Here is a 25,732-nt window from a genome sequence, read left to right as displayed (position 1 = left end):
GAAGTAAATAAGCTACTATGATCGCTATTATGAGCGCAATGAAAGAAGAAATTCAAACATTGCTTCAACATCTTAAGAATCCTAAAAGCTATACAAAAGGCAAACGCCGCTACCACACAGGTACTCTTTTTCGCAAAGAGGTTGTACTTGTTTTTTCTCGATGGGGAAAAATTGCTTCTGCAACTACAACCACCCAATTGATTAATGATTTTGAGCTTGATGAGATAATCTTTACAGGTGTTGCTGGTTCTATAAATCCTGATTTAAACATCGGAGATATTGTAATCGGTAAAAATTTATTTCAGCATGATATTGATGCATCTCCACTATACAAAAGGTTTGAAGTCCCTTTGTTAAATAAAACTTTCTTTGAGGCTGAATCTTCTAAAAGAGAAAAGCTCTTAGCTTCTAGTAAAAAATTTATTGATGATTTTCATATAGTAATTACTAAAAATGAAGCAACCAAATTTAACATTGAGAATCCTAAAGTTATAAAAGGTGATATTGCAAGTGGTGATCAATTTATCAATACAAAATCTGAGATAAATTTTTTACATTCGAATTTGCAGTCGGTTGTTTGTGTTGAAATGGAAGGTGCTTCGGTTGCACAAGTTTGCTATGAATATCAAGTTCCTTTTTCGATTGTCCGCATTATTTCAGATAATGCAAATGATAACGCACATATAGATTTTGAACTATTTGCTGATCAAATTGCCAGCAAATATGCTCTGAAGATTTTAGAATATTATTTAAAATAGATGCCTTATATAGAAAATTCTACATACTCGCCATCATTCATATTTAAAAACGGACATGTAAACACCATGTACCGTGCTGTATTCTGTCATCCGGAATTAGAATATAGCAGAAAACGGGTAGAATTATCTGATGATGATTTTATAGACCTTGATTTTTCAATAATAGGTTCTAACAAATTAGTACTACTAATTCATGGATTGGAAGGAAGTTCTAATTCATCATATATGGTTTCACTAACTAGCGAATTAAATAGAAATGGATACGATGCCGTATCTATGAATTTGAGGGGATGTAGTGGCGAAACCAATCGTCTTTTTTCTTCTTATCATAGTGGGAAAACAGAAGATATTGAAGAAGTCTTTAACTATATCCAGAATAATTATAAGTATAGTGAATTAAATATGGTGGGATATAGCCTTGGAGGAAACATAGTCATTAAATACTTAGGTGAAAAAGAAAGAAATCATATAAATTCTGCTGTTGCAATTTCTACACCATGCGATTTAGAATCTACTGCTATTAAAATGACTGCTGTTTCTAATAAATTATATCTAAATGTTTTTCTAAAAACATTAAAGGAAAAAGCACTGCAAAAATCTAAGCAATTCCCTAATAGCTTCCTTAGCAAGGAATATATTCAAAAAATCAAAACTTTTAAAGAATTAGATGATCTATATACTGCACCTGCTAATGGGTTTAAAGATGCAGAAGATTACTGGCAAAAAGCTAGTTGTAAACAATTTATTTCTTCGTTAAGGACAAGAACACTGCTTATTAATGCCTTAGATGATCCTTTTTTCACTCAAGAGAGTTTTCCTGTAAAAGAGGCAAAACAGCATAAATACTTCCACTTAGAAACACCTAAATATGGTGGTCATGTTGGTTTTATGACCTATTTGAATACTAGTAAATTACCTTGGTGTGAGCAGCGAATCTTATCATTTATTAAAGATGGAAAATAACTGCGTAATTCAATAGATAAATAGGCAATATCTACTCTAAATAACTGTTAGTTTAGTTATAAAATATGATATTTGCACAAATCGAAATTAGTTGAAGGGGTTAATCACATTTTTCTTATTCATTGCAGCTATAGCTCATGGTCAAACGATTAGAGGTTTTTCTAATGAGTTTCTAAATATTGGTGTTGATGCTGCTGCCTTCGGTATGGGTAAAGCGGTTTCTGCTACAACAAATGATGTAAATGCTATTTATTGGAATCCTGCGGGGTTGGTAGGTATAAGTGATTATCAAGGTGCTTTAATGCATGCTGAATATTTTCAGGGTATTGCAAAATACGATTATGCAGCATTTGCAAAACCTATTGATAATGAAAGTACTATTGCACTTTCTGTAATACGTTTTGGAGTTGATGATATTTTGAATACCACTAATCTGATTATAGATGGTAATATAGATTATAATAGGATAAGTCTTTTTTCAGCAGCCGATTGGGCCGTGAATGTTGCATATGCTAAAAGAATTCGATTGTCTAATAAGAACTTGAATATTGGCGCCAATGCAAAAATTATAAGAAGAAAAATTGGAGATTTTGCTTCTTCAATTGGTTTTGGAATCGATGCGGGTTTACAATACAAAACAACCAACTGGCAGTTTGGTTTAATGATTCGAGATATTACTACATCTTTTAATGCTTGGTCATTTGAAGATGATGAATTGAATAGTATTATTGCAATTTATGATGATTTCAATGATGAATTACTAAATGATGGTGATCCAAGTAATGATGACCAAGTCATACCTACTGTTACTCCAGAAAAAATTGAAATTACCAAACCTAAAATGCAATTAGGAGTTGCTAGAAAATTTACCATTGCGAAAGATTTTGGTCTATTGACTGCTTTGGACCTAAATGTTCGTTTTACTGAAACTAATGATTTAATCTCAACATCTTTTGCAAGCATTACACCTTCTTTCGGCTTTCAGGTAGATTATTTAGATATGGTTTACTTAAGAGGAGGTATTAATAATTTTCAAAACGAAACCAATGTTGATAACAGTGAGTCGCTATCAATTGAACCAAATTTTGGAGTAGGTTTTAAATACAAAGGGATACAAGTAGACTACGCATTATCAAATATCGGAGGTGCAAGTGGAACTTTATATTCTAATATTTTTTCTTTAAAATTAGATTTTAGTTATTTTAGATAATTATGAAAAAGATACTGCTCCTTATACTTTTTCTTTTAACTGGATATTTATGTAAAGCACAACAAGTTACATTAACTAATGATGCTGAAATTAGTATCATTACCGTTGCACCTGGAAATAGTCTTGTAGATTCATTTGGACATAGTGCCATTCGCGTAAACGATAATTCTTTAGGTTTAGATTTGACATATAACTATGGAACGTTTGATTTCAATGCCCCAAATTTTTATTTAAATTTTGCTAAAGGAAAATTGTTATATGTATTAAGCGTAAGTCGTTTTTCTGACTTTCTAAAATACTATACCAATCAAAATAGATCTGTTAAGGAGCAGATTTTAAATCTATCTCAACAAGAAAAACAAGAATTTTTCAACTATTTGAGAAATAATGCAAAACCTAAAAATAGAGGTTATTTATATGATTTCTTTTATGATAATTGTGCAACAAAGCTTAGAGATGTTTCTCAAGGTGTCTTAAAAAATAAGGTAGAGTTTGATTACAGTTTTGCTAGAAATCAGAACTATACCATGCGAGGTTTGATTCATAAATATTCTCAAACGCAACCTTGGGGTACTTTCGGAATAGACTTAGCATTAGGCTCTATTATTGATAAAAAAGCAACACCAGAGACCTATGTATTCTTACCAGATTATATTTATGAAGCATTTGATGGTGCTAAATTTAATAATCACAAATCTTTAGTTGCTGAATCTAAAACCTTATTCAAATCTGAATCCAGAAAAAGTTCTTTTGCTTTTACTCCATTACTCTTATTTAGTATTCTAGCTATTCTCATAATTTTTATTACTTATAAGAATTTTAAAAATAAAAAGAGAAGTAAGTGGCTTGACTTTACATTGTTTTTTATAACTGGTTTAGTAGGTATTGTTATGTTGCTACTTTGGTTTGCAACTAATCATACTGCAACAGCCAATAATTATAATGTTTTATGGGCTTTTGCTCCTAACCTTATTGTTGCATTCTATTTATTAAAAAAAGAAATTCCTCAATGGATTAAAAACTATTGCATCTTATTAATAGTTTTTTTAATACTTACAATACTAATCTGGGTGTTTAAAGTACAAGAATTCAACTTGGCTATCATTCCAATTCTTTTACTCTTACTTATAAGGTATTTGTTTTTGAAAAGAGTTAAATAGCTTTATCTAGCTTTTCAAATTCAGAGTTATTAGAAATATACTCTGGCACTATGTCTTTTAACCTAGAGACTAAATGCTCTTTACTACTATTAGTTAGTAATACGAGATCATCTATTTTCTCTTTGGCAACTTCGTAGTTCACTTGTTGGGTTTTTGCAATAAGAATTTTCTTATTGTAAGTTGGTATACTATTCTCTTCATCGCTTAATAGCTCTTCGTATAGTTTCTCTCCAGGGCGCAATCCTACTATTTTAATATCTATATCCTCTGGATAACGCAGACCAGAAAGGTTTATCATCTTCTTAGCAATTTCAAAAATCTTTACAGATTTACCCATATCAAACACAAAGATTTCTCCTCCATTTCCCATTACACCAGCTTCCAAAACTAGCTCACATGCTTCTGGGATGGTCATAAAATAACGAGTTATGTCTTTATGGGTAACAGTTAAAGGCCCGCCTTGTTTAATTTGTTTTTTGAATAATGGTATAACAGAACCGTTAGAACCAAGTACATTGCCAAATCGAGTCGTTATAAATTTCGTTTTTATTTTTCTATTCAAACAACTACCATAAATTTCTGCTACACGCTTGGTAGCACCCATTACGTTAGTAGGGTTAACCGCCTTATCTGTAGAAACCATTACGAATTTATCAACATTACGCTTTATAGATAAATCCATTAACTGCTTGGTACCACAAATATTTACATTAACTGCTTCATATGGGTTTTCTTCCATTAATGGCACATGTTTATAAGCTGCAGCATGAAAAATTATATCAAAATCGTAGTCATTAAAAACTTGCTTTAATCGATCAAGATTTCTAATATCAGCAACAATAGTTGAATAATTTTTTATGCTATTTCTTATAAAAGATTGTTGAACATCATACAAAGCCGATTCTGCTTGATCTAAAAGCACAAGATGCTTATAATCATAGTTACAAACTTGACGAGCAATTTCACTACCTATAGAGCCAGCTGCACCAGTTATTAAGATAGTTTGATCATTTAATTCTTTTTGAAGTATAGGGTTGTCAATTTTAATTGGTGTTCTATCTAATAAATCTTCAATTTTTACTTCTTGGATTTGCCCCACATTTAAATCACCATTAATCCATTTATCAACAGATGGAACAATTTTAACCTTAACTGGTAATTCAAGTAATGAGTCTACTATTTCCATCAATCTAAAAGATTGTATATTTTGAATAGAAACAATTACTTCTTTTATCTCATTCTTCTCAATGAATTGCTTAGTAATTTTTTTAGGCGCATAAACCTTTACTCGGTTATATTTTTTGCCAATCTTATTTTTATCCTTATCAATAAAGCCAACTACATTAGAATTGTTATTTAAGTCATTACTTAATGTGGCATACGTCAATAACCCTGAATCTCCTGCTCCATAAATCATAGTATTAACAGGTGGTTTATAGGCCATTAAAACGCGTTGCACAAAACGTTTAAAAATAAATCTGCTAGCTATAAGTATTATTATATTCAACAAATAATGCACAACAATTACTCTAAAAGGAACAGCAAATCGGCGTGTAATTTCAAACTCTCTATCTGCAAGCGTTATAAGTACTAAAAAAATAAACAGTAAAGAAACACCGTAAAACACATTCAATGCATCTTTTAGACCTGTTTGTCGAACTGTACCTTTATAGGATCCAACAATTAAAAAGCCAATTGTAGTAAGACCCACTATTAAAGCTATTTGAGCAAAAAAACCATATTGTTGAAAGCTCAAATTAAAATTAAAATTTATGAGATAAGCAAGAACAAAAGCTTGAACTACTAAAAATACATCAATAAGTAGTACTACCCATCTTGATACATTTCTGTCTATCCCTTTTCTAAAAATTCTTTTTAACATAAATCCTTTTCATTATTTAGAACAAAAGTCGTAATAAATCTGTTATTCTTAAAATAAGATGGAGATTACTTATTAACGCTTAGACTATTGTTCTGATTGTCTTTATAATCTTTTCTTTTTCTTTTGTAGTTAAATTTGAACCACTAGGCAAACATAAGCCCGTATTAAAAAAAGATTCAGAATTACCATTTAAATAAGAAGGGAATTTTTTAAATATTGGTTGTAAATGCAAAGGCTTCCACAGCGGTTTACATTCTATTTTTTCTTTTTCTAGAGTCATCCTTATTGTTTCTCTAGTTTTAAAACTATCTAACAACAATGTACTCAACCATCTATTGGAAAAATAATTTTTAGGTTCATTTAAAAATGATATCTCTGAAGCATCATTCAATTTAACTTGATAAAAATCAAAATTTTCTCTTCTTTTTTGAATTCTATTTCTTAAAACTTCTAACTGGGCTAAACCTATACCAGCAGCGATATTATTCATTCTATAGTTATACCCAATCTCTGAATGTTGGTAATGCGGTGCTTTATCACGAGCTTGTGTGGCCAAAAAAACAACCTTCTTGGTATAACTTAAATTATTAGATACCAATGCTCCACCACCTGAAGAAGTAATAACCTTATTTCCATTGAATGAAAAAATACCAATATCACCAAAAGTACCAAGGGGTTTATCTTTATAAAGTGACCCAAGAGCTTCTGCTGCATCTTCTATAATAGGAATATTATATTTTTTTGATAATTGTAGTATTTCTTCCATTTTAGATGGCATTCCGTATAAATGAACCAGTAAAATGGCTTTAGGCTTTTTTCCTTTCTTTACCCTATCTTTGATAGCAACTTCTAGTAAATCAGGACACATATTCCATGTATCTCTTTCTGAATCAATAAAAATTGGTTTAGCTTTTAAGTATAATATAGGATTTGCTGTTGCGGAAAAAGTAAATGTAGAACAAATTACCTCATCCTTCTCTTGAACTCCTAATAAAATTAATGCCAAGTGTATAGCAGCGGTACCAGAAGATAATGCTGAACAAGATTTAATATTTAAATAACTACATAGTCCTTCTTCAAAATCATTAATATTTGAGCCATAAGTAGCAACCATATTCTCATTAAAGGCTTTTTGAATATACTCTTGTTCCTTTCCAGAAAAATGAGATGGAGACAGCTGTATCTTATACTTCTTATAATTCAAAATCTTAAATTATTTAATTAAGGTCGATTCTATCCTAGAATATTTAAATTTTAGGAAGCAATAAAAAGCTCCTATAATAATTAGTATAAAAATTAATAAAAATATTTGAGTATCAAATGAATCTTTATAGAAATTTAATACAATCAAATTTATTAGTAACTGAACCAATGAGTAAATTAAACTCACTTTTAGATGGCTCCAATTTTGAATATCAACAAACTTTTGATATAAATGGTGACGATGAGCTTCGGTAATATTTTCTTTTCTAAATATTCTAAATAGAATTGTCAACCCGCCGTCTACAGCATAAACGGCGACAAATAGTAATAAAATGGGGGCATTAAGTTTGTAGATAAACAAGCCCCCTAAAAAAAGTAATAGGGTAGCCAGAGACATACTACCAATATCGCCTGCAAAAAATTTAGCTTTTTTCCTAAAATTAAAAAATCCAAACACTAATATAGATAGCAATGTATATATTATTAGGGACTGGCCAATAATGCTTTCATAATAGTTTAACAGCGAAAAACTACCTAAAACTATTAGGCTGTATAAGCCTGTAAGCCCATTAATTCCGTCCATAAAATTATATAGATTAAAAAAGGCAACCATTATAATTAAATAAACGACAATCAACCAAACAGGTAACCCTATTAATCCTATTTGTATCAGTAATAAAAAAGCTGTAATAAAATGAAATAGCAGTCTGATTCTTCTGCCTAAAGTAACAAGGTCGTCTATAAAACTTAAAATAGCTATAATAGAGACACCGGTAACGAAATATGGGTACTCAAAATTCGAAGTAAAAAAGAATAAAATTATAGCTAAGAAAAATAATATACCTCCACCCCTAATAGTAGGTTCAATATGAGAACTTCTTTGATTTGGTTTATCAATTATATTAAAATGACTTGCTATTTTTAGATATAAAAAAGCAATAAAAGTTAACGATACAAAAATTATAAAATAAGTACCCATTACAATTTATTTATTCTCATGAACTTGCACAATGCCATTTAACATTTTTTGTGATAAAATATCCTTATCAAAATTCTGTACAGCATAACTATAGCCTTCTTTTCCCATCTTTTTAGCAACCTCACTGTTATCAGCTAAAAGAATTAATTTCTCTACCAATTCATTTTCGTCTGTAGGGCTAATTGTATATCCTGAATTTGTTTCTTCTAACATCACTTTTATCCACCCAAAAGTTGATTGTATAACGGGCACTGAAGCGGCCATGCTCTCAAACAATTTATTTGGTGAAGAAGTTGCTAACATAGGTGTATTGTTCAAGGGAATAAGGGATACAAATGCATTTCTCACATAATTTACTAAATCTTTTTTTGGCATTAGATCTAAAAAGATTATCGTTTCTAAATCTTCAGACTTTGCTTTTAAACCCGCTTTAAGTTGTCCATCACCAATTAATACAACACAAATGTCTGTTCTACCTATTTCTTTTAATTTAAGAGCTGCTCTATATAATAATTCAGAGTTATTTACCATACCAATATTACCAGTATAAATGGCATACTTTTTATTCTGAAGATCGGGTAATGTAATTGGTAGTTTAGGAGCTGAAAATAAATCAATATTAGCTGAATTAGTAACAGAGATTACGTTTGCTTTAGGAAATCGCTCTTCAATATTCGACTTCATTCCTGGTGATAAGGCTACTATTAAACTAGAATTTTTATAGCACCATTTTTCAAAAGCGTAAGAAAATTTTTGTAAAAACCTATTTTTTAATATTCCTAATTCTATAGGGCCTTCAGGCCATAAATCTCTTACTTCAAAAACTAATTTTTTACCTCTAAATATTTTTGCAATTAGTCCTGGTACTCCTATTGTTATAGGTCCAGAACTCGCAATTACAACATCGCATTTTAATGTAAGGGCATAGTAAATAGAAACTATACTATATAACAAAAAAGTATATATTCTTTTTATAAAAGATTGTTTATTATCAATTTTAACGTTTATTATTTTTAAATTAATTCCATCAATGTTTTGATTTTCAATAAACCTAGTTGCTTTTATATCAGACTTAGCATAAACGCTTGTAACAACAGTGACATCATGTCCTTTCTCTACCCATTGTTTAGTAAATTCATAAACTCTAGTGCCATAAGAGCCTTTTGGCGTTGTGAAATATTGATAAAAGTAAACTATCTTCATTAAGCCTTTATTTTTATATCAGTAATAAGTTTATCATAAAAATGAACTGCAATCTTTTTAGCTTTTTCAGTTCTATTAAATCCCAGAGCATATTCATAATCTAAAACTTTTATTTCATTTAATCCGTCAAAGGTAAACTCAATATTATTAACTAATGCAATCTTTGAATTAATTTTAACTGAAGAATTAGGGTATAAATGAAAATATGCTATACTTTTTTTAGAATTTGATAAAATATCTTCAATTATAACCCTGTCCTTTTTTAAATGCCAAGTACGTTGATGAGAAATTCCTAGAGTTTTATATCCATTATGTATAGCAGTAACTTTTTTATTAGAATCATTAGTTAAAGAAACTTTTGCTCTATTCGCTACTCTAAAACCTGACCAAACCTGAGAAGAATTTTTATTATCAAAAGAAATTGTATTGTGATATGCAGTTGACCTCTCTCTTCTTCTGATTTCATTTGTCTCATAAGTAGAAACTCCCGGATCAACAACTACTGGAGAATTATTTATATGTAATATAAAACTAAAAGTATCTGCGTGAGCATGCCCTGGTTGATATGAAGGGCCTACCTCACCAACATCTAAAAATAATTCAAAACTATTATTGGTTAATTTTCTATATCCCGAAGTTGTTAGTTTAATTGGTGTATCAATAATACCAACTTTATTAGCATATGATTTTATTTCAAAAGTCTCTAATGCTATTCCGTTTGTACTGTCGTTCACTAAAGGTATAGATCCATCATTAAATGTTATCTTTTCTAACCATGATAGCATTTTAGAAGCTTTAGCCTTTAAAAATTCTAACAAATCATCATTCATCCAATCATTTAGCTGAATTAAATTAACACAGTCTAAAAGCCTATGTAATAGTATTTGATGATACATAGGAGATAACTCAAAATGTCCTCCATCATCTAATATCTGTTCTTTTAGTTCTTCTATTAGTATTTGCTTTGCTTTTTTATATAGAAATTCATCTTTAAAATAATAGGATCCAAAAAGTAATGAATATCCATTTTCTAATAAATGATTGCCTAAAAGATGATACTCTAAATTATTTAATAAGATTTGGTAATGATTATATAGAGTTTGATTAATCGTGGTGTCAAAAATATTATTTTTAGACAAAAATTTAATCCAATTAATCCCTCTCAATGAAATCGGATAAGGTTCTTTACCGTCTATTAAGAAATTGTCATTTCTTATAAAATCTTTTAGTAATACTACACTTGAATCTATATCAACATTTTTCTGATTTAGGAAATCAAAATAGTTTAAATTATATGTCCAAAGCTTACCGAATTGATTGTGATTCCAATCAATTTTATGATTAAAATCAAACTCTAAATTGAGAAATTCAAATTTATTACTACCAAAATAACTATCATTGTACCCAATTGAATCTTCCCATAACAATTGTTCTAAGTTTTTGGATAAAGATTTAGTATAATTTCTTTTAAAGAACTTATTTCTGAAAAAATAATATATCCTATAGTAGATTTGTTTAAATCTAAGATACTTAACTGTATTTATAATTAGATTAAGTTTTCTTAAATCCACTAATTTACTACTTGGTTAGTGTTAGCAAGTCTTTTACTATTCTCTCAGAAGTTTTACCATCCCATAAATGAGGGATTTCTCCTGATTTCCATTCTCCATTGTGAAGTGTTTTCATAAATGGAGCTACATTTTGAGGATCAGTACCTACCAACTCATTAGTACCAACAGTAATTGTTTCTGGTCTTTCAGTATTATCTCTCAAAGTCATACAAGGTACTTTCATAACAGTAGTTTCTTCTGTAATTCCACCTGAATCAGTAACTACAGCAAAAGCATGTTTTACTAAATAATTAAACTCTAAATACCCCAATGGTTCTATTAAATATAAATTTGGTGCTTCAATACCAATGCCTTTTAAGATTTTTGCTGTTCTAGGATGCACGGGAAAAACTATTGGCTTATTATTGGCACCAATAACAATTTCGTCGATTAATTTTTTTAATTTCTGTTCTTCATCTACATTGGCAGGTCGATGCAAGGTCATTACAAAGTATGATTTCTCTCTTAGTTTAAATTTATCCCAAGCTTTAGGCTTTTGAAAACGAGGCATATTTTTTAACAATGTATCAATCATTGTATTACCCACATATCTTATTTTATCTTCGGAGTGTCCTAAATTTCTAAGATTCTCATTTGCTACTTCACTGGTAGTATAAAAAATATCGGTAATCGCATCTGTTACCATCCTATTAATTTCCTCTGGCATGGTTATATCATTAGATCTTATACCTCCTTCCACATGTATAACTCCTAAATTTAATTTTTTAGCAGCAATACTACACGCCATTGTAGAAGTTACATCACCAACAACTAAACACCAATCGGCAGGTTCTTTAAGCAATAATGTTTCATAACGCTCCATAATACGAGCAGTTTGTTCTGCTTGCGTTCCAGAACCAACTTCGAGGTTGATATCTGGTTCAGGTATACCTAATTGTTCAAAAAAACTACCTGACATTTTCTTATCATAATGCTGACCTGTATGGATTAAGCGATACTCAATTTTATTTTTTTCTTTTTGTAATTCAAAAATAATAGGAGCAATCTTCATAAAGTTTGGTCTTGCGCCCGCTATAATGTCTAGTTTCATAATTTAACTAATCTATTATATTAATTGATTAAAAATCAATTAATAGTAATCCATTTTCCTTGTTTTAATGATTCAATAGCAGCAAAAGAGGCTTTTGTAGTATTTACAATCTCTTCAAATGGTATTATAGGTTTACCTCCTTTTTTCTGTTTAACTATTAATTCTTTAAACTGATTATAGTGTCCCTTATCTTGCTTTGAGGAAGAATTAGAAGCTCCTTTAAAACCATAAGCTTTTAATCTGCGCCAATTATCCATTATTAACGTACGTTCTTGTGAATATATTTCCACACGTTCTTTAGAGTAACCTTTGCTACCATTAGCAAAATAATTGATAACGGCATTCGTACCGTTTTTATATCTTAACAAGATACTTGCATTATCAGTATTTTCATCAGGATTCATACCCATAGCATTCATACAAACTGCAACGACGTTACTACCTGCAAAATATGTGCATAAATCTATATAGTGACAGGCTTCACCAATTATACGACCTCCACCTACTCCCATATCATGAACCCATACATCGGAAGGTATAAAACCTGCATTCATTGTAGCTATAATATTTTTTGGTGTATTATCATTACCTAATAACTTTTTCATTTTCTTTGCCAATGGTGCAAATCTTCTATTAAATCCAACAGAAAGTGAAACTTTATGTTTATTATATTCTGCAATAATTTCTACTAATTCTTCTCCGTTTAATGCTAATGGTTTCTCTACAAATACACTTTTACCTGCTTTTAATGTTTCTAATACCATTGAGGCATGCATATTATGTTTTGTAGTAATTAATACTAAGTCAGTTTCGCTATCATCTAAGATCTCTTTATAATTTGAAGTAGAGTTAACAATATTATATCGTTTAGCCATAATAGTTGAAGATAACCCTCCTGAACTTGCTATATATTTAACATCAGCATCTAATTTTTTTAAATTTGGCAAAAGAGTAGAACTAGTAAAGTTTCCTGAACCAATTATTCCAATAACACCTTTTTTACCATTAAATGATTTAGGTGCAACTTCTATAGTTGACTTAGTTTCACTCGTACTATCATACACTAGAATAGAAGCTATATTTTTGGAATTTTTCATATCACCATAGATTTTTTTATAATCTTTCAATGATATTTTTTCTGTAATTAGAGGGGTTACATCTAGGCTTTTATTAGAAATTGCATTTAAAATTGCTTCAAAATTTCTTTTTTCTGTCCAGCGCACATAACCAATAGGATAGTCATTCCCTTTTTGTTCATAATTCTCGTCGTATCTACCTGGCCCATAAGAACATGAAACCTGAAAAGTAATTTCTTTTTCATAAAAATCCGCTCTGCTTATATTTAATCCTATAACTCCAACTAAAACTACTCTTCCTCTTTTTCTACACATTTGTGCAGATTGAGCAATTATTTCGTTACTCTTATTTGACGCTGTTATTATTACGCCATCAGCTCCTACTCCATTAGATATTGATTCGACAAACTTAACTTGGTCTGTACCATCGGCAGGATTAATGGCAATTATTCCCTTATCATTTGCAATCTGCACTTTTTCAGCATCAAAATCAAAACCAATAACATTACATCCATTAGCTTTTAGTAATTCGGCGGTTACTAAGCCAATTAACCCTAAGCCAACTACAACTATAGTTTCACCAAAAGTAGGGTTCAACAACCGAATACCTTGTAAACCAATAGAACCTATTACTGTAAAAGTAGCTTCTTCATCAGATACATTATCAGGTATTTTTGCTACTAAATTTTTAGGAACCAACACATACTCCGCATGATTACCGTTTGAAGCAACTCTATCACCAACTTTAAATTCAGTTACTCCTTTACCAAACGCTACTACTTCACCAACATTACAATAACCTAATGGTAATGGCTGATTTAACTTATTAAAGACGGCATTCATAGTGGGTTTTAAACCATCTGTTTTCACCTTATCCAACACCATTTTTACCTTATCTGGTTGTTGCTTCGCTTTTTGTATAAAATTGGCTTTACCAAATTCTACTAGCATACGCTCTGTACCCAATGATACTAATGTTCTAGTAGTTTTTATAAGTACATTACCCGACTTAACTAACGGTACCGGTACTTCTTCTAATATAGTATCACCTTGTTTAAGGTCTTGTATAATTTGTTTCATTTCAATTCTTTATATCTATAAATTGACGCATCCAAGATTCAATAGCTAGTAATGACCATATTGAATATGAGGCATCAATCTTTCCTCTCTTATTATCGCTTATTAATTTTTCTATCTTTTTGTAGTCAAAAATACCTCTCTTTTTAATAGATTTTTCATTCAAATAATTTTCAATTTGAGTATCCATCTTAGTTGTAATCCAATCCCTTACAGGTGCACCAAAACCAGTTTTAGGTCTATAAATAACTTCTTTTGGTAAATATTTTTCTGCAACTTTTTTTAATATGTATTTTGTTTCATTACCCTTTAATTTATAACTAGGTGGGATTTTTGTAGAAAACTCTACCAATTCAACATCTAAAAAAGGAACTCTTACTTCGACGCCAACAGCCATACTCAATTTATCGGTATAATTTAAGTTATGATCTGTTAAAAAAGTGTTCATTTCCCAATGTAACATTCTATTTAGTTCAGATTTTTCTTTTGGAATTAATTTATTAAGTTCTTTAAAATAATTAAAATAGTCATAATTTTTTTTCTCTAAAAATAGATCATTCAAAATATCAGAATCTATCCAGCTAAAATAACCAAGTAAACGTTCTTGCTTAGGCTTTTCAAAATTAGAAGTCAATTTTGATAATCTACGAGTTAAAGTGCTGTTCTTATTCAATAAGCTTACTGATTTCTTAATAAATTTCCTTAAACTTATTGGGAGCTTTTCAATTTTAGATTCAATAGCCAAAGCCTGATGTCTTCTATAACCTGAAAATAGGTCGTCTCCCGCAGTACCTCCAATCAAAACTTTTATTCCATCTTCACGAGCTACTTTACAAATATTATAAACATTAATCGGAGCTGGATCAGCTTGTGGTTCGTCTAAATGGTAAATTATCCTATCAAAATATTTTAAAACATTTGAATTTGCATCAATAATTTTTAGATCTACATTCAAATGTTCTGCAACTTTTTTTGCATAGGATAAATCGTCTGCAAAACCATCCGTTGATTCTGATCTTATCGTATAACAATTCAATTTCCTATTCGGGTATAATTTCTTGGCTATTGCAACCAATAAACTTGAATCTAACCCTCCCGATAAGAAAAACCCTAATGGAACATCAGAAAGCATTTGACGTTTAACTGAAGAAACTAATTTAATTTCTAATTGTTTTATTAGTTCTTTTTCAGTAATGTTATCCAAATAATTACCAGTGAATGGTATTGAATAATATTTATGAAATTTAATTTTATTTAGTTTATTTAAATTTCCACAAACATAAGTACCAGGTAGTAATTTATTAAACTCATTATATGGAGTCAATTCACCAGGAGACCACAAAAAATTAATATAATTTTTTAAAGCCGATTGATTTATCGTATTACCTTGGTGAAAATTTTTAATTGCCTTTAATTCAGATGAGAAATAAAATTCATGATCACTTAGATAATAATATAAAGGTTTGACTCCAAAATGATCTCTAGCAACAATAAATTTTTTGGTAATCAAATCTAAATAACAAAAAGCAAAAATGCCATTCAGTTTATTAATGAAGTTAGTTCCATAATTTTTCAAGCCATATAAAAGTGTTTCCGTATCGCTCGTAGATTTGAATTTATGTCCAGATAAATCTGTTTTCCTTAAATTTAAGTGATTATATATTTCACCGTTAAAGATTATAACTGCAGATTTATCTAATGCAAACATTGGCTGATTACCAGCATCTGATATATCCAAAATGGATAATCTAACATGTCCCAAATAATAATTGGACCCTGTAATAAAATCTTTATTATCTGGACCTCGATGTTGTATGGGGGTTAGTGAAGTTTCTTTAGAAAACCTGTCAGCTTCATTGCCTAAATAACCTAAAATTCCACACATAAGTTGGTATAATTTCGAATAAATGCAAAAGTAATAATTAAATTCAACCGTTATAGTTTATGCGCTTCTAATAATCTATGCTCTATAAAATCCCAACTATATTTTTTCTTTAACTTTTTTGAGAAATTAAACGAATCTTTTTGCGTTATCAATTTTTTTATCAAATTACCATAATCTATATCGTAGTAATTTTCTATAATAACTCCTATATTTTCTTCTTCAATAAAAGAAGATAATTTTACCTCTCTATTCATAATTAACGGTGTGTTACACATGATGCCATCATATACTTTATTTGGACTCGCATTAATATTTAATATGTCTATAGGCTCATAAACACAAAAAATATAATCACAACTTTCAGCACAAATCTTCAACAATTCTTCCTGTTTTTTTATACCTAAATATTCTACTCTTTTATGGTTGACTAGTATCTCAGAAATTTTGTCTTTTACCCAACCGGCGCAAATAACTCTAACAGAATCATCTCTTTGCATTATTTCTAGTAATAATTCTGATCCTCTAATTTTCATTATGGTGCCAAAATACAAAATAGTCAAGCTATTCTTAATCATGTTTTTTCTTTTTACCTTCAAATACTTTGGGTAATTCTCTAAAACTACTAATCTATTAGAGCTGATTAAATAATCTGGCATCAATTTTTTTCTATTTTCATCAGTGACAATAATTTTATTAGCAATAGCATATACTATTTTCTTAATAAGAAGCCACTTATTGTTTGGTTTATTAAGGGTTAAAAAAATAGAATCGAATAAATCTAGAACTATATATTTATAAAATATAAAAGGATAAAAAAATAGAAATGACTGTTCGTTAATAAAATGAATTGAATCAATTTTATTTGTGATTAACATCTTAACCGCTGCTATTATTTGTTTAGTAATAGTACCAACTGATCTATTTTTACCGTTAATTATTACAAACTGTACACAGTATTCTTTTATAAATGATGCTTCACTTTCAATTCCTGTTCCCAAAAAAATAATATTTGCCTTCTTTGAAAGCGTTTTCACTTCTTTGTTAACCCTAGTATCTGAACCATCATTCAAGCATATATAAAGTATCGTTTTTTTCATTAATTAAGCGAGCCTTTGATTATATCTGTAAAATTAGCTATCAAATTTTGAGAATTGAATTTTTGAACATATTTATAGCCATGTATACTTTTTTTTATTCTTTTTTTATCATTTTCTATACAATCAATAATAGCTTCTCTTAATTGAGAAACATTATCGGGCTCTACCAACCAACCACATTTGCCATAATCTAATACTTCAGGTATTCCACCAACATTTGTGGCAATAACTGGTAAACCACTTGCTAGAGCTTCCATATTTGCAACTCCTAAAGCTTCTTTGATGGGAGGCAAGCAAAAAATATCTGCCATATTAAAATAGTTTCGTACACGTTCAGGCCTCATGGCACCATGCAATTCATAATTTATTTTGCCAGAATCTAAAATACTTTTCACATTACCAATCTCGTGCTTTGGTGGACCAATAACGATTAGTTTAATACTATACTTTTCAATTCTTTTTATTGCCGCTACTACATTATCTAATCTTCCTCTTTTATAGTCTGCCTTTACAAATAAAATTTTAATCTCTTTTGAATATTTTTCTCTTAAGTGATAATGGTATAAGTCCAAATTGATTCCCTTAACTAATATTTTTAATTTTTCCGAATTAAGCTGGTATGCATTCATCAAATTATTTTTCATAAAACGAGAGTTAGTAATAACAGTAGTTGCATTATTGGATGTCATTTTTTCTAAATAGTTTAATACTAATGTTTTTAAGTACGTTTTATTAAATTTAAAAGTTCTATTTACGAATGCCAATTCATAATCATTTATCATAACTATAACGGGTATTTTAAAAAATAACGCGCTCATATAGCCTGTAAATGCATTGTTATATATAATTACATCAAAATCAAAATAGTTTTTAATTTTCTTAGCTGCTCTATGATATTTATAAATCCTAATGAATTGATAAAAAAAACTATTAAACTTCGTTTGTTTCAAACTTAATTTTATTATTCCATTGCGTTTATCACTTACCTCTTTTATATTTTCAGTAATAATTTTTAACTTAATATTATTATTGCTGTTTTTTACTAAATTATCATAAACCAAGTTTGCGAATAGTGCTGGGCCATTATCAATGGTATCAAACGAAGTAGTTGAAAATAGAACTTTAATCATTATTTTTTATATTAAGAATAACAGAGAATTCTTGAGCATTCAACAATATTATGTAAGAAAACCATGGAAAAAACAAAAACTGTCCAGCAGTTAAATTACTTTCAAAAAAAGGTATAATTATTAATGGTACAATAAGTAAAGAGTATGTAGCTGTCAACTTCCAAAAGACCCTCAATGGATTGTATAACATAAAAATTAAGAAAAACGTAAAAACTATTACCCCCGAACCAAATAATATTTCCCAATACGAATTATGGTATCCTGTTAAAATACCACCATTTAATTTTAATTGGGTATAATTAAACATTCCTACTCCTGTAAACCAATATATAGGGTTTTTATCAAAACTGTTTAACATGGCATTCGTGCCAATTAATCTACCATCTCCCCCGGCATTGAGTTGGTTTTCATTTTTTTCAATCAGAAAATCAATTGCAGAGTTCTCTTGCAATGAAACAATTGAAATCACCATAAAACCCAAAGCTATTAGTGCCAATTTGTAGATAAACTTTGTATACTTATCTTTTAAAAAAAAGATAAATATTGCCACTACAATAGATAAAATTCCAGATCGATTTGCACTAATAATTAATAAATAAAAAACAAATGGTAAGAGTATATAAATCGCAAATTTAAAATATGGTTTTAATAAATAGAATTTCAAAACAGTAAAACTTGCTAGTATAAATAATGCACTAGCCCAACCATAATGATTTGATACAAAAAATTCTCCCTCAGTATATCCATAAATATTAGTTTCACTTAAGCTTCCACCAAAAAAATAAAATGATAACGGTACTATCGAATAAATTATTAAAATTGCAATTGAAAGTGAAACTAATACATTTAAGGCACCATATTTTAATAAATGATTCATTGAATATACAATATATAATAGTGGGTAGACAAAAGTAAGACTCTTATATAATGCATTAAAAGGATTATCAGCAAAGAAAGAAAAAACAGATACTGCAAGAATTACTATATACATACTTTTGGATCTTGACAAAAAATCAGTTGCCAAACCGTTAACTGTAATTACATAAAGAAAAGATAAGAAAAGAAAAAACGCTTTAAAGATTCGCATGATAGAAACAGCACCTTCACCTTGTGTTGTACCTAAACCGTATCCAATAATAACCCATAACATATTTAGAAACAACAAGGTGAAAACGTCATCTCTAATTAACTTATTAATTTTATAATTTGACAGTTTCAATAAAAGTTATTTTGTTACATAAACGTAAGGTTTGTAAATTAAATACTTCTTCAATCTGAACTTAATATATTCAACTCCTAAATTTTGTTTTTTAATGTTTAAATTCTTATTTTCATATTTCCTTTTTAATTCTGGGAAAAATTCATTCTTAACGTAATTATAAAGTTTTAAATCTAATGCATTTTCATTACAGTAAAATGGTAATAATTCTTCATAACGCTCTACCAATAATTCTGTTTTTAAAGAGCGATCTCTAACAATCATTTTCGGCTTTCCAAACTCAAGGTCAAAGCTACAATTGAAGGCTTTCTGCATTAATTCTAATGACTCTTGAAAATTTTCAACAAACCCAATAAATATAAATTTTTCATTTATGATATCAATTGCTTTTTCTAAATTTTCTTCACCAGCTATCCATTTAACTAACCAATTACTCCTAGAAAATTTCTGTGCCCATTCTTCAATTGGTAAGTCATTTTTAGCTAATCCATTTGTTTTTTGATGAATATATTGCGAAACATACCTTTTAATAGGATCTCTAAAAAAAGTAAACCATTTCATATCTTGATTAAACTCTTTATAATCTATAAACGGTTTAAGCCCATGACCCGAAATGCATTTAGCATTTTTATAAATTTTAATATCTAATTTAAGATCATTATAAGTATAATTATTTCCCACTCGCTCTATAGTTGGTATTAATTTTGCGCCAAAATTTTTTCGCAAAACAAAATTTAATGTTGTGCCTGCTGTTTTTGGTATATGACAATAAGCAAACATTAGTTTCTCGTCTTTAAAAAATTAATTATTCTACTTACTGCTTTTCCGTCTCCATATGGGTTATGAGCCTTTCTCATAATATTATATATTGTTTCATTGTCTATCAGTTCTTGTACTCCTCTAATAATTTTATTACTATCAGCACCAACCAATCGAACAGTTCCAGCACCAATTGCTTCCGGTCTTTCAGTCGTATCTCTCATAACCAAAACTGGTTTGCCTAAACTTGGAGCTTCTTCCTGAACTCCACCAGAATCCGTTAGAACCAAATAACAATGCTTCATGGCAAAAACAAAATCTTGATATTCTAAAGGCTGAATCAAATGGACGTTTTCTAAATTAGATAATAATCTATTTACTGGTTCTTGTACGTTGGGATTTAAATGAACCGGATATACAAAATGCACTGTCTCATTTTTTATCGCAAGTGACTTAATTGCTTTACATATCTCTATAAAACCGTCTCCAAAATTTTCTCTTCTATGTCCAGTTATTAGAACATATTTCTCCTTTTTCTCCTTTAACTTAACCAAAATAGAGTTTTCTAAACTATTACTAAATGAAGATAATTTATTAGATACAAAAAGCAAAGAATCTATAACAGTATTACCCGTTTTTACAATATTTTGCTTATTCACACCTTCAGCAATCAAATTATTAATGTTCATCTTTGTTGGGGCAAAATGAAAATTAGCTATTTTACTTACCAATACTCTATTTGCTTCTTCTGGAAAAGGTGACCTTATATTACCTGTACGTAAACCTGCTTCGACATGTCCAATTTTTACACCTTCATAAAAAGCAGCCAAAGCTGTTACCAAACAAGTTGTTGTATCACCATGGACTAAAATTAAATCAGGTTTCCATTTATTTTTAAATAAATCACGCATTCCAATTAAAACTCTAGAAGTAACGTCTGTTAAATCTTGACCATGCTGCATAATGTTTAAATCAAAATCTGGTTTTAATAAAAATAAGTCTAATACTTGATCTAACATTTCACGATGCTGCCCAGTAACACATACTTTATGATCAAATTCTTTATCATCACTTAATTGTTTAGCTAATAAAGCCATTTTAATGGCTTCAGGTCTGGTACCAAATACTGTTAATATTTTTTTCAATTTTTAACTATTTAAAAGCTTTAGTAAAATCTTGCCATTTATATTTTTGTAAAGTCATAAAATTTTGAAGTCCTATTTCTTGTAATTGATCAGAATTGATTTCAACAACACTGTTTAACCCATCTAATAAATCCTCGTATAACAAGAAATCTTGTTTTACTAAACGTCTCTCTAACACACCTAATTTAGGTGCAAGAATCGCTTTTTTAAAACCCATAGCCATTATTACACTACCTGAATTCTCAACTTTATCAAATGGTAACACCACCGCGTCAGCAGCGTTGTAAAACAGTTGCAACTTTTCTTTTCTTATAAAACGATTAATTAGTTTAATATCTTTAATCTTTATATGACTACTTATATCTTTTTCTAAGGAATTAAAATAATTTGCATCCATGCTTTTACCAGCAATAATTAATTCAATGTTTTGTTTTTTTAATCTTAAAAAGGTAGCTATTAATTTTTCCAACCCTTTATAAGGTTTAATAAAGCCCAAGTAAACTAATACCTTTTTGTCTTTATCAATTTTTAATTTTTTTCTTGCCTCTCTTTTTGAAATTTTATTAGGGTAAACTGAAGTATAATCACCTTCTGGAACAATAATAAAATTATCTCTTTTTAATGTTAATTCTCTTATTGCATTATCAATTGTAGTCTCAGAAAAAACTCTGATCCATTTACAATTTGACCCAAAAAACGATCTTACATTTTTATGTAATAAATAATCTTTTGTATCATGCGGCATAATATTATGTAACGTCCAAACTATTTTGGTTTTTGTGAAATACCTAATCCATAGGATCTGCAAATAAAAAAACGGCAGCAAAATGTAAGTCATCCATTTTTTTTTTCTTTCATAATAATTGTTAATCCAATCAAAATGAATATAATCAGGTTTAAACTTCAAAGCAGTTTTAATGATTCCGAAAAAACGATCATCTATGCCGCTAAAGGCGTTGAGTTTTTTAGATGTATTTAATCCTTCCATCATTAACCTTTGATAAGGATTTTCAGGACCAGCTACAGGTAAACAAGCTACTTGTATTTTTACCATTAAACTTTAGTTGTTAAAAATTAAGAAACAAAATGCCCATAATCTCTTTTCATTAAATATAAAAGCCCTTCTAACTCATAACCATGCCTTATTGCTCCCACGTAATGTTTACATACAGAAACTTCTGGTTTTTTATAAAAATCAACATCATATGCTTTCGGCAAATGCTCTGCCCCTACCTTACTATTGTTAGCCAACATACTTATAAAAGTTTGATCTAAGGTATAACCATACAAACTTTTTTTAAATCCTGGATTATTAAGCCACGATTCAATAATATCCAAATTAATATCAGCTTTATTCATAACCCATAATCCTGCATTTGCCTTTTCCAGAGGTCTTATTCCTAAAAAAGATTCAATAGCATCAGGAGTTTGCATGTAAGCATTTTGTATGTCTTTATTAAAATAGTTTTTGGAATTTTCACCTTTCAGGGCGTCAATGAAAAATTCTGGTTTTTGAAAAAATAACACATCAGAATCTACATAACAAAAACGTTCTCCTTCTCCCCATATGGTTACATCAATAATTTTAAGCGACATAATTTGATTCCTGCGGTATTCTAATATTTTAGGATATGCACTCAACTCATATTCAGCTCTTTCATTGGCCTCTTTTCTTAAAATAACTTTAGTACCTGGTAAATGTTTTTCTACAAATTTAACATCACCTGCATCTAAACTACCATCGTCATGAAAACGATAACGCATAGTATCATCCATCACTTTATTAAATGCTTTTGCAGTACATATTGCCATTTCTAAATCTCTTTTACAAAGCATCATATGCGTAGTAAAAGATAGGTCTTTATTTGCAGGTTTAGCTTGTACTAAATTAAAGTAAGAATTTCTTATTTTTTTTCTTATTTTTTTTCTTAGCCTTTCATTTATATTACCTAGTATTTTCTCATATAGGTTTTTATAAGGTGTAACTATTTTTAGCTTTTTCATTTGGTAGAAAAAATATTTTTATTTTGAACTCTTATATACTCTCTTGTCCATTCAAGGTCTTCTTTATAAAGATTTTGTATATAAATTTTTGTTTCGCTTGGTAATTTCAAAGGCTTCCCTTTTGGTAAAAAACTTAATCTTCTTTTAATTAGATAAAAAGGAGTCAATCCTGTTTTTTTTAGAAATGGCGAGTATAGATCTATTCCTATTTTTTTTAAGTGTTTATTAAATCTATTTATTTTAATTAATGCATTTGCCTGTTGTTTATTTACTCCTACATTAGACTTTTTATTTTTATCGATTATAATTTTTTGTTGCGGTATTTTTAAAAATTCTTCTAACCTTTTTAATGTCACTTCTAAATTATCTCTTATCTCTTCTTGAGAAAAAACAAATAAATCAGCAGAAGTAGTATTTTTTATCTCTTCAATAATATTTCTAAAATAAAAATCATTTTTAGAAATTTGACCGGAATCCTCAACAATATCAAAATATTCATTTATTTTAGGGTAATGTGATCGCCCTCCCTTTTTAATAAACTCTTTATAACACGATAGAATTAAATCCTCTTGATTTCTAATTGATAGAATATATTTAGCATTAGGAAATTTATTTTTTAACTTAAGAATATTCTTTTTGAAGTTTATAAACCATTCTCCCTTTTCACAATTAAAAGGATCTGCCAATAAATTTTCTGATGAAATAAGGTATTTATTTGAAGGCATATCCATTATGTCCCAAATACTTAAACATTTTGCTTTACCAAGAAAATTAATATGCTCTCTATTATATTGATTAAATATATTTTCTTGCAAATATGTGGTAGCTGTTTTTGGCAGACCTAGGTGAATATAAATTTGAAATTTTTCCATACTTAGTTTATAAATTGCTTTTTATGTTCTTTAAAAATTCTAATTTATTATTAAAGTTTTTATAGTCAAAAATATATGATAAAATAATAAAAACCGTAGAGAAAACTATCCCATCTAAAAATAAACTTGACATATTATTAAGCTCATTGAATTCAATAAATCTAGTAGAAAAAACAGCTAGAAAAGAAAAACATAATTGCTTTATTCTAAAAACAAAAGTAAGTTTAAAACTATTCTCTATTTTATTAAAATTAAAAATTATTTGATCATTATACAGAATTGCAAAAATTCTTTGAATTACAAAGAGGTATAAAAAAAAGTAAATATTCCCCCAGAATAATGGTATTAAGGCTAATAATAATGAACCCGATTTAATTAACTCTGACTTTAATAAAATTTTAGATTCTCCAATTCCTTTTATATAACTTTTAAAAAGAATATTAAGTGGTTGATAAAAACTTGCAAGAATTAATACTTTAAATATTGGAATACTTGCTTTCCATTTTTCAGTAAAAAGAATGATAAAAACCTCATCTCCAATTACATAAAATAAACCAATTAAGAAAAAAACTAAAATAAATACAAACTCATATACTTTCCAGAATATTGAATTGATTTTATCTAAACTATCTTCTTTAGATAAAATAGGAAACAATACCTTTCCTAAACTTCTTCCTGTAAAATCATTGATTAGTGTTTGAAATGATCTCGATCTTGTATAATAACCTAAGTCAGTTGCGTTCGTGTATTTTCCGATTAGTAATGTGTCAAGTTTGCTTGTAAGGTTACTTAAAAGAGTTGAAAAAAATACATCTTTTCCAAATCTCAAATAATCATAAATTGAGGAAATTCTAAAATATAAAAGCGGTCTCCATTTACTATAGAACCATATTGATAATGTGTATAAAATTTCTCTAGAAATGTTCATTATGACTAAACTCCATACACCATAACCTAAATAAGCTAAGATAATACCGATTATTGCCGTAACTATATTAACAAAAATTTGTATAATAGAAATTCCCTTAAAATCTATTGACTTATATAATAAGGCATTTTGAACAATTACTAATGATTTAATAAAAATAACAATGCTTAAAACCTGAAAAACTTCTCCTACTAATTTGTCATTATAAAAAGTACCAATATATGGTGAGGCAAAAAAACCAATTATAGAAAGTGTAATCCCAAAAATAGTATTTAAGTAAAAAACTGTAGATAGCTCTGTTTGCTTAGGCTTTTTTTTATTTATTATAGCAGCTCCAAAGCCAAAGCCAATAATCATATTAGTTATAGCTATATAAACCATTGCCATACCTACAACCCCAAATTCTCTTGGTTCTAACAGTCTTGCTAAATAAATAGATAAAATGAATCTAACAATTTGATTAGAAAACAAATTGGTCATATCCCAAATCAAAGAACTAAATCCTTTTTTTCTACTCATAA

The 25,732-nt window shown here is 28.9% G+C and carries 21 protein-coding genes; 4 read left to right on the top strand and 17 right to left on the bottom strand.

Going from position 1 to position 25,732, the window contains the following annotated elements; all coding sequences use genetic code 11:
• Positions 1–17 precede the first annotated feature (17 nt).
• From AC1EUV_RS10215 to AC1EUV_RS10200, 4 genes are all read left to right on the top strand, one after another.
• Positions 18–758 (top strand): 5'-methylthioadenosine/adenosylhomocysteine nucleosidase, encoded by a 741-nt coding sequence (locus AC1EUV_RS10215; RefSeq protein ID WP_480198604.1) that lies wholly within the window; start codon positions 18–20, stop codon positions 756–758.
• Positions 759–1,721: a YheT family hydrolase gene (locus tag AC1EUV_RS10210; RefSeq protein WP_480198603.1), complete on the top strand. Its 963-nt coding sequence runs from the start codon at positions 759–761 to the stop codon at positions 1,719–1,721.
• Between the two features lie 91 nt (positions 1,722–1,812).
• Entirely contained in the window at positions 1,813–2,931 is a 1,119-nt protein-coding gene (locus tag AC1EUV_RS10205) for a putative type IX sorting system protein PorV2 (protein ID WP_480198602.1), read from the top strand.
• A 2-nt stretch (positions 2,932–2,933) separates the two neighbouring features.
• Positions 2,934–4,091, top strand: coding sequence for an Lnb N-terminal periplasmic domain-containing protein (locus AC1EUV_RS10200; protein ID WP_480198601.1), 1,158 nt, complete (start codon positions 2,934–2,936; stop codon positions 4,089–4,091).
• On the opposite strand, the gene AC1EUV_RS10195 is transcribed toward AC1EUV_RS10200, so the two are convergent.
• From AC1EUV_RS10195 to AC1EUV_RS10115, 17 genes are all read right to left on the bottom strand, one after another.
• The gene (locus AC1EUV_RS10195) at positions 4,084–5,973 is read right to left on the bottom strand and encodes an SDR family NAD(P)-dependent oxidoreductase (RefSeq protein ID WP_480198600.1); all 1,890 of its coding nucleotides are present in this window, start codon (positions 5,971–5,973) and stop codon (positions 4,084–4,086) included. The genes AC1EUV_RS10200 and AC1EUV_RS10195 overlap by 8 nt on opposite strands.
• Positions 5,974–6,052: 79 nt before the next feature.
• Complete coding sequence (locus AC1EUV_RS10190) at positions 6,053–7,177, bottom strand: DegT/DnrJ/EryC1/StrS family aminotransferase (RefSeq protein ID WP_480198599.1); 1,125 nt, start codon at positions 7,175–7,177, stop codon at positions 6,053–6,055.
• Positions 7,178–7,186: 9 nt separating this feature from the next.
• Positions 7,187–8,155 (bottom strand): MraY family glycosyltransferase, encoded by a 969-nt coding sequence (locus tag AC1EUV_RS10185; protein WP_480198598.1) that lies wholly within the window; start codon positions 8,153–8,155, stop codon positions 7,187–7,189.
• A 6-nt stretch (positions 8,156–8,161) separates the two neighbouring features.
• Positions 8,162–9,358, bottom strand: a complete 1,197-nt coding sequence (locus AC1EUV_RS10180; RefSeq protein WP_480198597.1) for a glycosyltransferase family 4 protein — start codon at positions 9,356–9,358, stop codon at positions 8,162–8,164.
• Positions 9,358–10,785: a heparinase II/III domain-containing protein gene (locus AC1EUV_RS10175; RefSeq protein WP_480198596.1), complete on the bottom strand. Its 1,428-nt coding sequence runs from the start codon at positions 10,783–10,785 to the stop codon at positions 9,358–9,360. The genes AC1EUV_RS10180 and AC1EUV_RS10175 overlap by 1 nt, the downstream gene beginning before the upstream one ends.
• Positions 10,786–10,936: 151 nt before the next feature.
• Entirely contained in the window at positions 10,937–12,019 is a 1,083-nt protein-coding gene (gene wecB, locus AC1EUV_RS10170; RefSeq protein WP_480198595.1) for a non-hydrolyzing UDP-N-acetylglucosamine 2-epimerase, read from the bottom strand.
• Between the two features lie 35 nt (positions 12,020–12,054).
• Positions 12,055–14,175, bottom strand: coding sequence for a bi-domain-containing oxidoreductase (locus AC1EUV_RS10165; RefSeq protein WP_480198594.1), 2,121 nt, complete (start codon positions 14,173–14,175; stop codon positions 12,055–12,057).
• A gap of 1 nt (position 14,176) precedes the next feature.
• Positions 14,177–16,057: an asparagine synthase (glutamine-hydrolyzing) gene (gene asnB / locus AC1EUV_RS10160; RefSeq protein ID WP_480198593.1), complete on the bottom strand. Its 1,881-nt coding sequence runs from the start codon at positions 16,055–16,057 to the stop codon at positions 14,177–14,179.
• A gap of 50 nt (positions 16,058–16,107) precedes the next feature.
• Positions 16,108–17,154, bottom strand: coding sequence for a glycosyltransferase family protein (locus tag AC1EUV_RS10155; protein WP_480198592.1), 1,047 nt, complete (start codon positions 17,152–17,154; stop codon positions 16,108–16,110).
• A complete protein-coding gene (locus AC1EUV_RS10150; RefSeq protein WP_480198591.1) occupies positions 17,154–18,284 on the bottom strand; it encodes a glycosyltransferase family 4 protein in 1,131 nt (376 codons plus the stop codon). The genes AC1EUV_RS10155 and AC1EUV_RS10150 overlap by 1 nt, the downstream gene beginning before the upstream one ends.
• Positions 18,277–19,434 carry an O-antigen ligase family protein gene (locus tag AC1EUV_RS10145; protein ID WP_480198590.1) on the bottom strand — a complete coding sequence of 386 codons (1,158 nt, stop codon included), beginning with the start codon at positions 19,432–19,434 and terminating at the stop codon, positions 18,277–18,279. The genes AC1EUV_RS10150 and AC1EUV_RS10145 overlap by 8 nt, the downstream gene beginning before the upstream one ends.
• A gap of 75 nt (positions 19,435–19,509) precedes the next feature.
• Positions 19,510–20,283: a sulfotransferase family 2 domain-containing protein gene (locus AC1EUV_RS10140; RefSeq protein WP_480198589.1), complete on the bottom strand. Its 774-nt coding sequence runs from the start codon at positions 20,281–20,283 to the stop codon at positions 19,510–19,512.
• Positions 20,283–21,407: a non-hydrolyzing UDP-N-acetylglucosamine 2-epimerase gene (wecB, locus tag AC1EUV_RS10135; RefSeq protein WP_480198588.1), complete on the bottom strand. Its 1,125-nt coding sequence runs from the start codon at positions 21,405–21,407 to the stop codon at positions 20,283–20,285. Before wecB (AC1EUV_RS10135) ends, AC1EUV_RS10140 begins: the two co-directional genes overlap by 1 nt.
• A 7-nt stretch (positions 21,408–21,414) precedes the next feature.
• Positions 21,415–22,461 (bottom strand): glycosyltransferase, encoded by a 1,047-nt coding sequence (locus tag AC1EUV_RS10130; protein WP_480198587.1) that lies wholly within the window; start codon positions 22,459–22,461, stop codon positions 21,415–21,417.
• Between the two features lie 20 nt (positions 22,462–22,481).
• The gene (locus AC1EUV_RS10125; protein ID WP_480198586.1) at positions 22,482–23,411 is read right to left on the bottom strand and encodes a hypothetical protein; all 930 of its coding nucleotides are present in this window, start codon (positions 23,409–23,411) and stop codon (positions 22,482–22,484) included.
• The gene (locus AC1EUV_RS10120; protein ID WP_480198585.1) at positions 23,408–24,283 is read right to left on the bottom strand and encodes a sulfotransferase domain-containing protein; all 876 of its coding nucleotides are present in this window, start codon (positions 24,281–24,283) and stop codon (positions 23,408–23,410) included. The genes AC1EUV_RS10125 and AC1EUV_RS10120 overlap by 4 nt, the downstream gene beginning before the upstream one ends.
• 7 nt (positions 24,284–24,290) lie before the next feature.
• On the bottom strand, positions 24,291–25,730 hold the full coding sequence (locus tag AC1EUV_RS10115; RefSeq protein WP_480198584.1) for a lipopolysaccharide biosynthesis protein: 1,440 nt from the start codon (positions 25,728–25,730) through the stop codon (positions 24,291–24,293).
• Positions 25,731–25,732: the final 2 nt, after the last annotated feature.

The sequence above is a fragment of the Maritimimonas sp. 2304DJ26-3 genome, from assembly GCF_056591635.1.
This window is presented reverse-complemented; position numbering and strand designations above follow the sequence as displayed.